This window comes from Thalassospira sp. HJ (assembly GCF_000948415.1).
In the GTDB taxonomy this organism is placed as follows: Bacteria; Pseudomonadota; Alphaproteobacteria; order Rhodospirillales; family Thalassospiraceae; genus Thalassospira.
Window position 1 is genome coordinate 318,773 of the sequence record NZ_JYII01000019.1, and the last position, 14,381, is coordinate 333,153.

The 14,381-nt window shown below is 53.7% G+C and carries 14 protein-coding genes and 1 pseudogene; 12 read left to right on the forward strand and 3 right to left on the reverse strand.

Annotated elements, in window-relative coordinates; all coding sequences use genetic code 11:
* Positions 1-17: 17 nt before the first annotated feature.
* Positions 18-557: a flagellar basal body-associated FliL family protein gene (locus tag UF64_RS15760; RefSeq protein WP_052657665.1), complete on the reverse strand. Its 540-nt coding sequence runs from the start codon at positions 555-557 to the stop codon at positions 18-20.
* Between the two features lie 496 nt (positions 558-1,053).
* Here UF64_RS15760 and flgF point away from each other — a divergent pair, with 496 nt between their 5' ends.
* The 4 genes from flgF to flgH all read left to right on the forward strand — a co-directional run bounded on the left by flgF (position 1,054) and on the right by flgH (position 4,659).
* Positions 1,054-1,812 (forward strand): flagellar basal-body rod protein FlgF, encoded by a 759-nt coding sequence (flgF, locus tag UF64_RS15765; protein WP_044829539.1) that lies wholly within the window; start codon positions 1,054-1,056, stop codon positions 1,810-1,812.
* A gap of 66 nt (positions 1,813-1,878) precedes the next feature.
* On the forward strand, positions 1,879-2,664 hold the full coding sequence (gene flgG / locus UF64_RS15770; protein WP_044829540.1) for a flagellar basal-body rod protein FlgG: 786 nt from the start codon (positions 1,879-1,881) through the stop codon (positions 2,662-2,664).
* A 108-nt stretch (positions 2,665-2,772) separates the two neighbouring features.
* On the forward strand, positions 2,773-3,780 hold the full coding sequence (gene flgA, locus UF64_RS15775; RefSeq protein ID WP_235285101.1) for a flagellar basal body P-ring formation chaperone FlgA: 1,008 nt from the start codon (positions 2,773-2,775) through the stop codon (positions 3,778-3,780).
* 105 nt (positions 3,781-3,885) lie between these two features.
* Positions 3,886-4,659, forward strand: a complete 774-nt coding sequence (flgH, locus tag UF64_RS15780; protein WP_044829541.1) for a flagellar basal body L-ring protein FlgH — start codon at positions 3,886-3,888, stop codon at positions 4,657-4,659.
* A gap of 249 nt (positions 4,660-4,908) precedes the next feature.
* On the opposite strand, the gene dksA is transcribed toward flgH, so the two are convergent.
* Positions 4,909-5,325 (reverse strand): RNA polymerase-binding protein DksA, encoded by a 417-nt coding sequence (gene dksA / locus UF64_RS15785; protein WP_008890403.1) that lies wholly within the window; start codon positions 5,323-5,325, stop codon positions 4,909-4,911.
* Positions 5,326-5,475: 150 nt separating this feature from the next.
* Complete coding sequence (locus UF64_RS15790) at positions 5,476-5,919, reverse strand: flagellar assembly protein FliX (RefSeq protein ID WP_044829542.1); 444 nt, start codon at positions 5,917-5,919, stop codon at positions 5,476-5,478.
* A 369-nt stretch (positions 5,920-6,288) separates the two neighbouring features.
* Between UF64_RS15790 and UF64_RS15795 the strand changes: the two genes are divergently transcribed.
* The 8 genes and pseudogenes from UF64_RS15795 to UF64_RS21095 all read left to right on the forward strand — a co-directional run.
* A complete protein-coding gene (locus tag UF64_RS15795; RefSeq protein WP_044829543.1) occupies positions 6,289-7,431 on the forward strand; it encodes a flagellar basal body P-ring protein FlgI in 1,143 nt (380 codons plus the stop codon).
* A 2-nt stretch (positions 7,432-7,433) separates the two neighbouring features.
* A complete protein-coding gene (locus tag UF64_RS15800) occupies positions 7,434-7,778 on the forward strand; it encodes a rod-binding protein (protein ID WP_235285102.1) in 345 nt (114 codons plus the stop codon).
* Between the two features lie 2 nt (positions 7,779-7,780).
* The gene (locus UF64_RS15805; protein ID WP_152630717.1) at positions 7,781-8,242 is read left to right on the forward strand and encodes a hypothetical protein; all 462 of its coding nucleotides are present in this window, start codon (positions 7,781-7,783) and stop codon (positions 8,240-8,242) included.
* A 17-nt stretch (positions 8,243-8,259) separates the two neighbouring features.
* Positions 8,260-10,671 carry a flagellar hook-associated protein FlgK gene (gene flgK / locus UF64_RS15810; RefSeq protein WP_044829545.1) on the forward strand — a complete coding sequence of 804 codons (2,412 nt, stop codon included), beginning with the start codon at positions 8,260-8,262 and terminating at the stop codon, positions 10,669-10,671.
* Positions 10,672-10,699: 28 nt separating this feature from the next.
* A complete protein-coding gene (locus tag UF64_RS15815) occupies positions 10,700-11,929 on the forward strand; it encodes a flagellin (protein WP_082049822.1) in 1,230 nt (409 codons plus the stop codon).
* A gap of 99 nt (positions 11,930-12,028) precedes the next feature.
* Positions 12,029-12,499: a flagellar assembly protein FliW gene (gene fliW, locus UF64_RS15820; protein WP_044829547.1), complete on the forward strand. Its 471-nt coding sequence runs from the start codon at positions 12,029-12,031 to the stop codon at positions 12,497-12,499.
* A gap of 110 nt (positions 12,500-12,609) precedes the next feature.
* Positions 12,610-13,953, forward strand: coding sequence for a flagellin (locus UF64_RS15825; protein WP_044829548.1), 1,344 nt, complete (start codon positions 12,610-12,612; stop codon positions 13,951-13,953).
* 253 nt (positions 13,954-14,206) lie between these two features.
* A pseudogene (locus UF64_RS21095) lies at positions 14,207-14,381 on the forward strand (flagellin); the annotation flags it as partial.

A 14,381-nucleotide genomic window follows, 5' to 3' on the forward strand; every position in this document is an offset into this window, starting at 1 on the left:
TTCGGGCCGCTACAAGATTATTGTACCAGCATTTCCTTGAACAAAACGTCGTTAATCTTCGCGGGCTTGGCCGCAGCACTCACCCGGATCAGCAGCTCTTCGCGCAGCCTGAACATGCCTTCGGACCCGGATAGATCCTCTGGACGCAGTTCGCGAAGGTAAACCTGAAAGTTGTCAACAATGCGCGGCATCATCTGTTCGACCTGCGGCAGCATTCCCTGATCGGAAACTTCCAGACTGACGCGGATCTTGAGGTAACTCTGCTTTCCGCCACTGGTATTCAAATTGACGAGAATCTCCGGCAGATCGACGAAACCGACATTTTCCGGAACACCCGGGGCTTCTTCGATTGAGTCTTCGGTAATGACTTCCTCGGTCTGCTCGCCACCGCCACCGGTCAGCATGTCGATCACTGGCTGCAACAGGCCCGTGAAATACGCCGCCGCAGCACCGCCAAGCAACAGCAGCACAAGCAGAATGACCACGACCAGCATCTTCTTGCTGCGACCACCGCCACCACCATCGTCCATTTCTATTTCGTCGACGTCGTCACCCATCGCTTCGCGAATTCCTGCCTGTGAAGTTCTGTCTTTTGTATCCAGCAAACACTGTGCCGGATTAAAAGCCATAACGCTATCACGTTAAAAATCTGTTGCGTTTCCGTCCACTGGCTATTTGCCAACCCCGGAAATTTTCGCCTTTCCCCGCCATATGTTCAGCCCCGCCCGCCAAAACAATAGCCAGCCCATACCCGTCGGAAGAAATTGCCGGATAACGTCCGTGCACCGCAGAGCCCCGACGAGGCGGGCTTGCGGTGGAAGGCCTTAACCCCCCAAAAGCACCCTATCATCGTGCCTTTTACAGTAAACCCGGCAATCCTTTGCCAGCACCAGACAGTGGCTTCGGCACTTTCTGCCAAATCATGGCAGAAACACGCCCGGCAACAAATGCCGAATTCAACATTTATATCTTTAAATCAATAACTTAATCAAATTGGCACGCGGCTCGCATTCCTGATGGACAAGATTTCGGTCCTGAAAGGGAAACTCGACCATGGAAAACGTTTCATATATTGCACTGTCCCGTCAGAAGACGCTGCGCAGCATGATGAACAACCTGTCGCAGAACATGGCAAACATGAACACGACCGGTTACAAAGAGCAGCGCATGATGTTCACTGACTGGATCGCAAAGAACAAGGATGCACCGTTCCGTGGCGAACGCGAAATTTCTTTGGTTCAGGACATCTCGCAATATCGCAACACCACCGTTGGTACCATTGAACATACTGACCGTCCGCTGGATGTGGCACTTAGCCAGCCGGACATGTTCTTTGCCGTCGAAACGCCCACCGGTGTGCAATATACCCGTTCAGGCAACTTTTCGCTGGATCCAGGTGGTCAGCTGATCACCAATGACGGCTATCCGGTTTTGAGTGATGCCGGTCAGCCGATGTTCTTTAACGAGGCCGATGGCCGGATCGAGATCAAGGGCGATGGCACCATTTCCACTGATATCGGTCAGATCGGCAAATTACAGGTCGTGACCGTCGACAACGTTCAGGAAATGACCGTTACCGGTAACACCCTGTATCGCGCACCGGAAGGTGACGACAACCAGGACGCGGTTGAGGTTGTCGAAAACCCCGGCATCGTTCAGGGGGCATTGGAAAAATCCAACGTCAATCCGATCAGCGCCATGACGCAGATGATTGACGTGCTTCGTACCTACCAATCGGTCAGCCGCTCTCTTGAAAGCGAGAACGAGCGCCAGCGCAATATGATCAACAAACTCGGGGATGTCCGCGCCTGATAGGCCGCAGGAACCCAACCATTAAGAATTCAAGCGCAGATCCTGCGCAATCGAAGGAGAAGACAGATGCGGTCACTTGATATCGGCGCCCTGGGCATGCAGGCACAGTCCACCAACGTGGATGTGACCTCGCACAACATCGCCAACATGACCACCACCGGCTATAAGCGCCAGCGCGCAGAATTCCAGGACCTGCTTTATCAGGACCTGCGCCGCGCAGGCTCGCCATCATCTGATACCGGAACCATCGTTCCGACCGGTGTTCAGGTTGGTCTTGGTGTCAAAACCGCTGCAATCGGCCGTTACATGGGTCAGGGTTCTTTGACCATGACCGAGAACGAGCTTGATATCGCCATTCAGGGTCGCGGTTATCTTCAGATCGACTTGCCGAGCGGCGAGACGGCCTATAGCCGTGATGGTACGCTGAAACTTGATGCCAATGGTGCGTTGGTAACCAAGGACGGCTTTGCGGTTCAGCCGGGCATCACGGTTCCGGCCAATGCCCGTTCGGTGACAATCAACTCCAGCGGTGAAGTTTTTGCCGAGATCGATGGTCAGGTCGCGCTTCAGAACCTTGGCCAGATCCAGCTTGCCACCTTTATCAACCCGCCGGGCCTGAACGCACTTGGCGATAACCTCTTCCTTGAAACGGAAGCATCTGGCCAGGCAAATGTCGGTGCGCCGGGTGATGTTGGTTTCGGTACGGTTCAACAGGGTTATCTTGAATCATCGAACGTTAACGTGGTTCAGGAAATCACCAACCTGATCAAGGCACAGCGTGCCTATGAGATGAACTCCAAATCCATTTCGACCACCGACGAGATGATGAGCGCAGTCAGCAACCTGCGTTAATTTCTGGCTTAAGAAGCTTTTGGTTTGCGCAAGTCGCTGTCATTTGATTGGCGAACTTGCGCAAACTGTATTTACGCGATGTATACCGTTCCGTGGTATAGTAGGCGGATGAAGATAAAGAACATTATTCTCGCGCTCGCGATTTTGCCCGCACTTGCGTCTCTGAGCTTTCTGACAGAGGGCGCATACGCACAATCATCGCAAGGCAGCAATCTGCGCAACAATCAGCAGAACGCTTCTTCTATCTTCCTCAAACCCGATGCGCTTGTCGAAGGCGAATACGTCACCCTTGGCGATCTGTTTTCCGGGATAGATCCACAACAACAGGACATCGCTGTTGCCCATGCGCCACAACCAGGCAAGCAGACCATTCTGGACTACCGCTGGCTATATGGTATTGCGCAGCGCCATAATGTTGAATGGCGCCCCCGTACAACTGCCGATCAGGTCCTGATTACCCGCGCAAGTCAGGTTATCACGATTGATGAAATTCGTGATTCGGTTGAAGTAGCGCTGGTTGATCATGGCATCCAACGCCCGTTCATTGTCGACCTTTCAAGTGACAATTTCCAACTTCACCTGCCGGTTGATGCAAAGGCCCTTGTTGAGATCACTGCGCTTGAAATCAATTCACGCACGCAGCGCTTTGTCGCCAGTGTTACCACCGGCGCCCAGACAGCCCAACAACGCACATATCGCATCAGCGGCAAATATTACCCGCTTACCAGTGTGCCGGTTCTGGTCGAACCGGTTTCGCGCGGCTCTGTCATTCGGGCCGATCAGGTGGAGTATCGCGATTTCCGCTCCGAACGCGTTCCGGCCGGTGCCATTCGCGACATCAATGACGTGATTGGCAAGGAAGTCACACGCCCCTCCAACCCCAATGAACCGCTGATGTTCCGGGATTTGAGCAACCCTATTCTGGTTCGGCGCGGCGCGCTTGTGATCATTCGCCTTGTAACAGCCAATATGGCCCTGACCGCACGCGGTAAAGCGATGGAAAACGGATCACTCGGTGATGTCATTCGGGTCGTCAACCAGTCGAGCAACAAGACCATTCAGGTCGAAGTCGTTGCTGAAAATGAAGTGCGCGCCCTACCCGCCATGTCGCAGTAATCTGCACGACTTCGCACGTTTTCACCCGGCAAGCTTTTCCCCTTCTTCCGCCCAATAATTGGCACGGTAATTGCGTTAACAAATGCAGGAACCCAGGAGGAATTCATGCCCGGTAAAAATGTACAGATTTCATGGCGGCGTTTCGCCCTTGTCAGTACCCTGATCGGTGCCACCGCACTGCTGTCAGGCTGTAACGCGATGAAACGACTTTCCGAAGTCGGCGAGCCGCCCAAATTGTCATCGATTGACAACCCGACCCAGTCAGAAGCCTATCGTCCGGTCAGCTTGCCGATGCCAGCCCCGCAGGTTGCAGAGCGCAACCCGAACTCATTGTGGCGGGCCGGTGCACGGTCCTTCTTCAAGGATCAGCGTGCCAATCAGGTTGGTGATATCCTGACCGTGGTTGTTGAAATGGAAGACCGTGCGGCCCTTGCCAACACGACCGTGCGATCGCGCACCAATTCCGAAGACCTCGCGGTGCCGAACCTGTTCGGGCTTGAGGCGGAAATGACCAAAGTGCTGCCGGAAACCATTGACCCGACCTCAATGCTTGATTTCGACAGCAACACTTCGAACCGCGGCGCCGGCACCCTTGATCGTAACGAAGCAATTGATCTGCGCGTTGCCGCCATCGTCATTCAGGTTCTACCCAACGGCAACTATGTCATTCACGGGCGTCAGGAAATTCGCGTGAACAGTGAAATCCGCGAAGTTCAGATTGCTGGCGTGATCCGGGCTGCGGATATCAGCTCTGCCAACGAAGTGAATTACGACAAGATCGCCGAAGCACGAATTTCCTACGGTGGCCGCGGAACCATCTCCGATGTTCAGCAGCCACGCTATGGCAGTGAAGTTCTCGACATCATCCTGCCGTTCTAACACGCAGGAACACATGTGGCTCAATCCCATTTTCCGGGTTCCGGTTGACCACATGAAAAGAAAGTCAAAGGTCACCTTCGGGTGGCCTTTGACATATGCGGCACAGCCCGCAAAAGGAAAAAGCCCGGCCAGAAGGCCGGGCTTTTGATTTTGGTTATCCCTAACCAGTAATCTCCCACCGTGTCATGTCGTTGCATGACCGGGATCGGCGAAGCCGGATCCATCGTATTTTTTTGTCACCCGGCGCGATCAATCGTCGCGACGTGTGCGCTCCATCCGTTCGTGGCGTTCCTGGGCTTCAATGCTCAGGGTCGCAATCGGACGAGCTTCAAGTCTTTTCAAGCTGATCGGCTCGTCGGTTTCTTCGCAGTAACCATAAGATCCGTCTTCAATTCGACGCAAAGCAGCATCAATTTTTGAAATAAGCTTGCGCGCCCTGTCACGAGTACGAAGTTCAAGTGCCCGGTCTGTTTCAGCCGACGCACGGTCGGTGAGATCCGGTTCCTGAAGCCCGCCATCTTGCAGGTTCGCTAATGTTTCTGAAGATTCATGCAGAAGTTCCGCCCGCCAGGTCAAAAGTTTCTGGCGGAAATATTCCCGCTGACGCGGGTTCATGAACTCTTCGTCCTCAGCAGGACGATAGTCAGGTGGTAAAGTGATAGTCATGTATGCCCTCTATACAGGACTCATCGATCGCGCGGCAATATAGAGGCCACACGCCAACGGTGCAAGCCGATTGAACAAATAAATGTCAATCACCCCTCAAAGGCGCAGATTTCTGCGATTTTCAAGTGGGAAATACCGTGAATTAAACAGTCAGATCAAGCCGGAAACTTCCAGTTTCGCAAGCTCTACCCGGGCGCGCAGGTCAATCTCGTCCAGAACGGCTGAAAGCTCCGGATCGTCAATTGTTTCGCGTTGTTGATCCATCAAACCGACCAGTTGCTGCAGACGCGCTACCGACAATTGGCCACTGAGCAATCCATCACGCACAGCTTCAAGCTGCTCAAGCATGCTTTTAGCGCGCAACATTGCGGCCTTTTTCGGCGAATCCAGTGCATCGCCGCTTTGCTGAAGTGCCAGCAGCGCATCAAGGGCACTTACAGCGCCTGCACTGTGAACACCGGCAGCACCCGATGCACCCCCAGATGAGTCGAGCGAACGCATGGCATCGGCAAAGCCGCTGCCACCGGATGCGCCAGTTGATTTCTTGCGCGATGAAGTGCTCGTACCAGACGCCTTGGAACCGCTAACCTTCATGATCCGTGTCCGCTTAGTTGTTGTTGATCTGCTCAATGAACATATGCAGTGCACGGGAAGCGTATCCGGATAGCCAATCGGTTACCGCCGATACCCAAACACCACCGTGCGCAAGTATGAGTCTCCCCTAATCGCGCCAGCTGCGCAACGGGAAAAAAATGCCGGGTTGGCGCAACAACATAGGACGGACCGCGACAAATGCACGTTTCACCGGGCGTTTGTCGCGGAATCCCTGTCTGACGCACCGGGCAGCGGCAGAATGCCTCGGTTGGCACGTTTTTCGCAAATAGGTTTGCAAACGCGGTTTACCCGATCAATCGCCTCATTTGCCGGATGCGCTGCATCCCACGTAAAAGCGGAATTAAGAGTATGATCACAGGTCTCGGCAAAATAGCACGCAATGGGCTCGCAACGCTCGCGGTGGGGATGCTTGTCCTCACACAGCTTGGCCCTGCTCATGCACAGTCACGTATCAAGGATATCGCTGATTTCGAAGGCGTACGTGACAACATGTTGGTCGGTTATGGCCTTGTGGTTGGCTTGAATGGCACCGGCGATGATCTGGGCGATGCAGAATTTACCCGTCAAAGCATGGTTGCGATGCTTGAACGTCTGGGGATTAACGTCCGCGATCAGATCGAAGACCTTGAATCCGATAACATCGCGGCTGTCATGGCAACCGCGACCCTGCCGCCATTTTCGCGTCAGGGTTCGCGCATTGATGTTAATATCAGCGCGATCGGCACAGCCGAAAGCCTTCAGGGCGGAACCCTGCTGGTCACCCCGATGGTCGGTGCGGACGGCGAAGTTTATGCCGTCGCCCAAGGCAACCTGGCGGTTGGCGGCTTTTCCGCTGGCGGCAATGCTGAAACCATCGTCAAAGGTGTTCCGACTTCTGCACGCATTGCCAATGGTGGCATTGTTGAACGCGAAATCGATTTCAACCTGAATTCCATGCAGGACATGTCAGTTGTACTGCGTAACCCAGACTTCACCACCGCGCGTCGCGTATCCGAAGCAATTAATGCCTATCTCGGCGAAGTTGCTGCACGCGCCAGCGACCCGGGCACTGTGCGCCTGAACGTTCCGGAACGCTATAACCAGAATATTGTCGCCCTTCTGACCGATATCGAACAGCTGCGTGTTGAACCCGATCAGATTGCCCGTGTCGTGATTGATGAAAACACCGGCACCATCGTGATGGGTGAGAACGTTCGGATCAACCGTGTCGCTATTGCCCAGGGCAACCTGACAATCCGGGTGACCGAAACCCCGCAGGTTTCCCAACCCTCGCCCTTCTCCCAGACCGGTACCACCGAAGTCGTCGACCGTACCAATGTCGAGGTCGATGAAGGCGAAGATAACCAACTTGGCATCATGGATGGCGGCGTGAGCCTGCAGGAACTGGTCAATGGCCTTAACAGCCTTGGCGTTGGTCCGCGCGACATGATCACCATTCTTCAGGCCATCAAAACGTCTGGCGCGCTTCAGGCTGAAATCGAGGTGATGTGATGATGACCGATGGCACCACCGCCCTGATGGCGCAGGCACAGGCCAACGCACAGTACGGCAAGCAAAACAACATCGCCGCCCGGATGAACTCCCTGACCGACGGGCACATCAAAACCGAGGCAGAGGCCCGCAAGGCCGGCGAGGAATTTGAATCCATGTTCCTTGGCCAGATGCTGAGCCACATGTTCGCCGGCATCGAAACCAACGAGATGTTTGGTGGCGGACACGGCGAGACCATGATGCGCTCCATGCTGGTTGATGAATACGCCAAAGAAATGTCCCGTGCCGGTGGCATCGGAATTGCAGATGCCGTTACACGCGAAATCCTCAAAGTCCAGGAGGGATGAAAATGACCACCGAAGAGCTGGTTACCGAGCTTAAAAGCGTCACTTATGACCTTATGTCCCTATTGGAACGTGAGTCCAACGAGCTGCGCAGCCTGTCATCGAGCGAATATGAGCAATTCCTGTCGGAAAAATCTGCCCTGTCGATGCAGTATGAACAGCTGGTTGTCAAACTGCGTAGCCGCGGTGAGGAACTTCGTGCCCTTTCAGAAGAGGAACGCGAAGAACTGCGCGAACTGCAGGCCGAATTCCAGGAAGCTGCACGCCGCAACATGATCACGCTTCAGTCCGCCAAGGAAACCAACGAACGTGTGGTTCAGGCGATCGTGCGCGCGGTCAATGAAAAGTCCAAGGAAGAGTGCACCACCTATAACCGCTCCGCCACGACCAGCAAGGCGTCGTTGGGCGGTTACGGTCGTACGATGAATAAATCCGGTGGCTCCTACAGCGTTAACGAAACGCTTTAAGGGTAAAGGCAAGCATCATGTCACTTACTCAGGCACTTAATACAGCGATCTCCGGCCTTAACACGGCCCAAGCCCGTATTGCGATCACGTCTTCGAACATCTCGAACGTGAACACCGAGGGCTATTCCAAAAAGATCGCCGGTCAGGAAACCCTGACGCTTGATGGTATCGGTGCCGGTTCGCAGGTTGCCGACATCTATCGTAACGTCAATGAAGGCCTGGTTCGTGAGATGCGTGGCGAGCTGGGTAAAGCCGGCCGCGAAGAAGCACGCTATGAATTCTTCATGCGTATCCAGACCCTGTTTGGTACCACCCAGTCTGATGCCGCCATCAGCCAGCGCATCAACGATATGGCTGATGCGTTTGAACAGCTTGGCGTGACACCGGACCAGAACTCCCCGCGCATCGAAGCCATCGAAAGCGCCATTCAGGTCATGGAATCGTTCGAGAAGCTTTCAAGCCAGCTTCAGGACCTGCGCGATGACATTGATGACCAGATAACCGATGAAGTGAACACAGCCAATACGCTGCTGACCCAGATCTCGGAACTTAATACCGGCATCATTCGCCTTAAAAACCTTGAACAACCTACGACCGAGCTTCAGGACCAGCGCGATCAGAAACTGAACCAGCTTTCCAAGATCATCGATATCACGACGTTCAGCCGCAGTGATGGATCGATCGTTGTTTATTCGGCAAATGGCTCCAACACGCTTCTTGATCGCTCGCCGAACTCGCTTTCCTTCACCCAGACTGCCGGCTTTGAGCCGGGCACGGGTGGGTCGGGCATTACGCTTGATGGCGAAGACATCACCGACACGCTGCGCACCGGGACCCTGAAGGGCCTGTTTGAAATGCGCGATTCCGAGATCCCGGCACTCAATGACCAGATCAACGAGCTGGCGGGTGAACTGCGTGATGCAATCAACGAAGAACACAACAAGGGCACCTCGTTCCCGCCGCCGGCCAACCTTTCAGGTACGCGTACCGTTGCGGGCAGCGACCCGTTGACGGCAACCGGCGCATTTCGCGTTGCAGCCCTTGATATCGATGGCAATCTTGTTGCGACCGATAGCTGGGCTGATATCAGCCTGCCGACGACGCCTGCGACCGTTCAGGGCATCGTTGATGCCATCAATGCGTCAGATGCAAGCTCCTATCTGACCGCATCGCTGGTCGACAATCGTCTGGTGATCGAAGGTCAGGACGGCAACCGTGTTGCCATCAACGAAATGGACAGCGAGATCACGCTGAGTGATGGTCGCAAGCAGGGCGCATCACACTATTTCGGCCTGAATGACTTCGTGGCGACCACCAAACGCTCCGATATCATGACCTCAGCACCACAAAGCAGCTCAACAGACGCCCTTGGCGTTACGGCAAGCTCCTTTACCATCACAGCGGGCACTGGTGTACTTGCGGGCGCAGGTATCACGGTCAACTACACTGCAACAGATTCACTTGAAGACGTGCGCGACAGCATTCGTACCGCTCTTCAGGGTGCTGGTATGACGGTTGCGGCCTCGGAAGAGGCTGCCTTCCTTGTCGAGGATGGCGACCGCTTTCGTCTGGTGGTCGAATATAACGCCAACCTGACGATCACTGATTCTGGCACCATGTCGACGAAGATCGGGTTCACCGAAGATCGGCCGAATTTGTCGGGCAATATGGATGTTGCGCCATCAATCAAGAATGACCCGTCACGCATTGTTCGTGGTCAGTTGAATGCCGACACCTACAACACCTCGACCGCTGTTGTTGATCCGGATGCCGCGATCCCGAACCTCGGTCCGCTTGTTCCGCCACCGACCAACTATACGCTGACTGTGAGTGGTGATTTCACCGATGTTGATATCGATTATGACAGCACAACTTCGCTGCAAGATATCGCTGATGCGATCAACAACAGTGCGACTTTGACCGACAATAACATCACGGCTGAAGTCAAATTTGACAGTCAGCTTGGTGGCTACAAACTGCATGTGATCGATGCCGATGGCGACCCATTCTACTTCTCGGATGATGGTCTGCCCAATGCGGATGCGTTGACGACGGTTCTGGGCCTTGGCATCAATTTTGGTGTTCACGAAGGTGACAACTCTGCCGCCAACGCGATCAGTAACGCGTTTGAACGCACCGATATCGATTTTGAAGCGACCGACGGGCTTTCTGGCGAACGGACTTCGCTGACGGACTATGCCGCTGGTATTGTAGCAACTGCTGCAACCAAGGCGAGCGTTGCTGAAAGCTCGTTTGATTTCCAGGACAACCTGGTGATTGACCTTAGCACCCGCATCCAGAACGAAGCGGGCGTTAACCTCGATGAAGAAATGTCCGATCTGGTTATTTTCCAGCGCGCCTACACCGCAACCGCGCAGGTGATTTCAACCGTTGATGAAATGTTTGATGCATTGCTCAATGCAGTTTAAACTGCTGGGCTTGTAAAGTGAGGCTGTCATGGTAACTCGTGTCGCAACATATACTAACCACACATTGCTTTCGGATCTCGCACTCCGGAACGCTTCACGTGTGACCGACCTTCAGAATCAGGCGTCAAGCGGCTACAAGTCGCGGAACTATGCAGGTATTGCTGACAGTGCGCAGCGTCTTCTCAATCTTGAGGGCGAATATAGCCGTACCGAACAATATCTTCGCAACACCACGCAGGGAAAACTGCGCCTGCAAAGCATGGAAACAGCTGTGGACAGCATGCTGACCATTGCCACCGAGATGAAGACGTTACTGATTCAGGCCAGCTCTGCACAACAGGCAGATGACGTCAATATCCGTGAGGAAGCTGATCAGGCGTTGCAACAGATCGCCAACTTGCTCAACACCAATCTTGACGGGCGCTACCTGTTCGCCGGCGGACGCTCGGAAGAACCGGCTGTTGATATCGAAAAGATCGGCGCACCGGACAACTATCTCAGTGAGCTTGGCACATCCGTGACCTCAACCACCACGCTAACCTCTCTTGGCGTGACGTCAGGTCAAATTCAGATTGTAAGCACTGATATCGACGGTAACAGTTCGACCTCGACGATCAACTACAACGCGGCCACTGATGACATTGGCGATATCATGGACGCGATCAATAGCAATACCACGAACCGTGCCATTGCCTCACTGCGCGGCCTTGGTGGCGAGGGTTCACCGCTTCTCAATATTGAAAATGTCGGCAATGGGTCGATCACGATTACTGAAACTGGTGCCGGAGATTTGCTCTCCACGCTTGGCATGGAAAAAATCGGCAACCCGCGCCCTGATGCCGACTATTACAATGGTGATCATCAGATCATGGAGTTGCGCGTCGACGAACAATATAACGTGTCCTACGGCATCCTAGGTGACAACCCGGCCTTCCAGAAGCTGGTCCAGGGCCTCGGCATTGCGGCCAGCACAGAAGACGAAACGGCACTGACGACGGCGCTTGGCTTTATCAATGACGCGATTAATGATCTCCCGAATGTTCAAGGGCAAATTGGTCTCGATATTGCCAACGTCGAGCGCTTCGAAGAACGCCATCAGGACTTCAAGGTTTTTGCATCCCAGGCCATCACCGATATTGAAACCGTTGACGTGCCCCTGACACTTGCGGAACTGAGCCAATACGAGACGGCCTTGCAGGCAAGCTTTATTTCCATCTCGCGCGCCGCAGATTTATCTTTGGCTAACTATTTGCGTTGATTGTGATATAAATCGTATTGCCTCATTAACTGTTTTGTCAGAATGATACTTTAAGTAGTATCAGCGACAGAACCTTTCGACCGTCGGAGAATTGCGGGAATGGAAACCGAAAACGTCGCCGAGAATGAAACACCTGAATCCGTTGTCGTGGAAACACGCTTCGGCGACATTGAGTTCAGCTGGGACAAAGGCATTTACATGCCGGTCGGCCTTCTCGGCTTTCCAGAGCACCATGTCTTCGGACTGGCAAATATTCCCAACACCTCGCTTGATCAGTTCAAGCTTTATCAAAGCCTGACCGATGCAAGCCTGTCCTTTATCGTCGCCCCTTATAATATGGAAAGCGGCGTTTATGCGGACAAAGATCTGATGACGGCCCAGAAGAGCCTTGCGATTGAAAGCGCAGATATGGCGATCCTGATGGTTGTCACCATTCGGAGCGCGCCAGGCGGTCAGGGCATCACCATGTCGACCAACCTTCGGGCGCCCATTCTCATCGATACGGCACGCCAGGTGGCCTGGCAGCATATTTTGCCGAATGAAAACTACTCTGTGCAGCATGACCTGTAATTTTTGCCTAGCATACTGGCACGCACATTGCTTTGATGTCTCACAAGGCAATGTCGCCGAAGAATTGAATGGCCTGAGCCATTCATTCTTATCCGTGTAGGAGGAATAAAATGGCTCTTAATATTATTTCCAACTATGCAGCGAACGTCGCCCATCGAAACCTGACTGCTTCGGACACGATGGCGACGCGATCGCTTGCAAAACTTTCGTCTGGTACCCGCGTTGTTTCGGCACGTGATGATGCTGCATCCATGGCCATCGGTGCACGTCTGAACGCGACGACGGAATCCCTTAAAACGGCAACGGTTAACGTTAACCAGGCCAACTCGATGCTCCAGATCGCCGACGGCGGCATGGCCACCATCGATAATATCCTGGTGCGCATGAAGACACTTGCTGTTCAGGCATCCTCGGGCAACTTGTCCAACACCGAACGCGGGTTCCTCAATGACGAATTCGTTCAGCTGCGCGAAGAAATCGACCGCATTGCTTCATCGACCAACTTCAACGGCATTCAGCTGTTGGGTGACGGTGGCGACGTTGCGATCAACTTCGACGATCTTGCAGCCGGCGGAAGCGGTGCGGCCCTGACCCCGGTCAACGGCTTCGACAACTTTTCCATCACCGATAACAACTACTGGGCGACCGATACCGATAGCGACATCACCGATAACAACTTTGAAGTTGATATCGATTACGCTGCCGGTGGCCAGGTCATCATGACGGTGAATGCCACTGTTGATGGCGACAACCGTTCGCAGTCAATCGACGTAACGGACTATGCTTCGGGCGGCACCACCGCAATTGGGGCAGGTGAAAATGCGACCCTGAACTTCGATGAGCTTGGCCTGAGCTTCACGGTGAACACCAACTTCTCGGCATCTGTATCGTCAATTGCCGCAGACAACACTGGTGCGTCAAACTTTGGCTCTGACACCACGTTCAACGGCGTTGCCGGTAACGATTCTTCGGCGAACGTGATCAATATGGCTGCTGACAACGGCCAGGGTCTCCAGCAGACTGTTGACTTCCAAGTCGGAGCAGGAAACACCGCAAATGATCGTCTAGAGATTGAGTTTACCGCAGTTGACTCTGAAACTCTGGGCAGTGGTGCAGCTGGTACAGCAGACTCCATTTCTGACCTTGGTGCCAATGCGATTGATACAGCTGCCGGCGCACAGGAAGCTGTGGAGGTTGTCAGCCGCGCAATTGATGACCTGCAGCGCGCTCGTGCCAATATCGGCACCTATCAAAACCGCTTGGATTTCGCGGCACAGAACTTGGCCTCAACGCAGGAAAATACAGAGTCTGCGCGCTCGACCCTCCTTGATCTTGATGTTGCCGCCGAAATGACCAACTTTACGTCAAAGCAAATCCTTGTGCAGTCTGGCGTGGCAATGCTCGCACAGGCCAACCAAATGCCGCAGAACCTTCTGCGCCTGTTGCAGGGCTAACGTAACACAACTCGATAGAAGCAACACGAACGCCGGCAAAATGATTTTGCCGGCGTTTTCTTTTTGCCTACTACGTCAATTCACTAATGCTTGGTTAATATTCTGATAGACTCAGGCGATACAAACGTATAAGTTTGATGCGTTAAAGTGTAGCTTTGTAATTTCAATGCATGAAAAACACAAAGCGATCCGGCATGTAGTCGGAATTTCGTGACGGGCCTCCGTCAGAGCTATCCATGTAGGAGATACCAAAATGGCTCTCAATATTATTTCCAACTATGCAGCAAACGTTGCGCACCGCAACTTGTCTGCTTCTGATGAGATGGCGACCCGTTCGCTGTCCAAACTTTCGTCTGGTACCCGTGTTGTTTCTGCACGTGACGATGCCGCTTCCATGGCCATCGGCGCGCGTTTGAATGCAACCACTC

Excerpts from the sequence above, each read along its gene's own strand:
- flgK (WP_044829545.1), top strand. The coding sequence starts at position 8,260 with ATGTCACTTACTCAGGCACTTAATACAGCGATCTCCGGCCTTAACACG.
- flgA (WP_235285101.1), top strand. The coding sequence starts at position 2,773 with ATGAAGATAAAGAACATTATTCTCGCGCTCGCGATTTTGCCCGCACTT.
- UF64_RS15795 (WP_044829543.1), top strand. The coding sequence starts at position 6,289 with ATGATCACAGGTCTCGGCAAAATAGCACGCAATGGGCTCGCAACGCTC.
- UF64_RS15825 (WP_044829548.1), top strand. The coding sequence starts at position 12,610 with ATGGCTCTTAATATTATTTCCAACTATGCAGCGAACGTCGCCCATCGA.
- fliW (WP_044829547.1), top strand. The coding sequence starts at position 12,029 with ATGGAAACCGAAAACGTCGCCGAGAATGAAACACCTGAATCCGTTGTC.
- flgF (WP_044829539.1), top strand. The coding sequence starts at position 1,054 with ATGGAAAACGTTTCATATATTGCACTGTCCCGTCAGAAGACGCTGCGC.
- dksA (WP_008890403.1), bottom strand. The coding sequence starts at position 5,325 with ATGACTATCACTTTACCACCTGACTATCGTCCTGCTGAGGACGAAGAG.
- flgH (WP_044829541.1), top strand. The coding sequence starts at position 3,886 with ATGCCCGGTAAAAATGTACAGATTTCATGGCGGCGTTTCGCCCTTGTC.
- UF64_RS15790 (WP_044829542.1), bottom strand. The coding sequence starts at position 5,919 with ATGAAGGTTAGCGGTTCCAAGGCGTCTGGTACGAGCACTTCATCGCGC.
- UF64_RS15815 (WP_082049822.1), top strand. The coding sequence starts at position 10,700 with ATGGTAACTCGTGTCGCAACATATACTAACCACACATTGCTTTCGGAT.
- UF64_RS15805 (WP_152630717.1), top strand. The coding sequence starts at position 7,781 with ATGACCACCGAAGAGCTGGTTACCGAGCTTAAAAGCGTCACTTATGAC.
- UF64_RS15800 (WP_235285102.1), top strand. The coding sequence starts at position 7,434 with ATGACCGATGGCACCACCGCCCTGATGGCGCAGGCACAGGCCAACGCA.
- flgG (WP_044829540.1), top strand. The coding sequence starts at position 1,879 with ATGCGGTCACTTGATATCGGCGCCCTGGGCATGCAGGCACAGTCCACC.
- UF64_RS15760 (WP_052657665.1), bottom strand. The coding sequence starts at position 557 with ATGGGTGACGACGTCGACGAAATAGAAATGGACGATGGTGGTGGCGGT.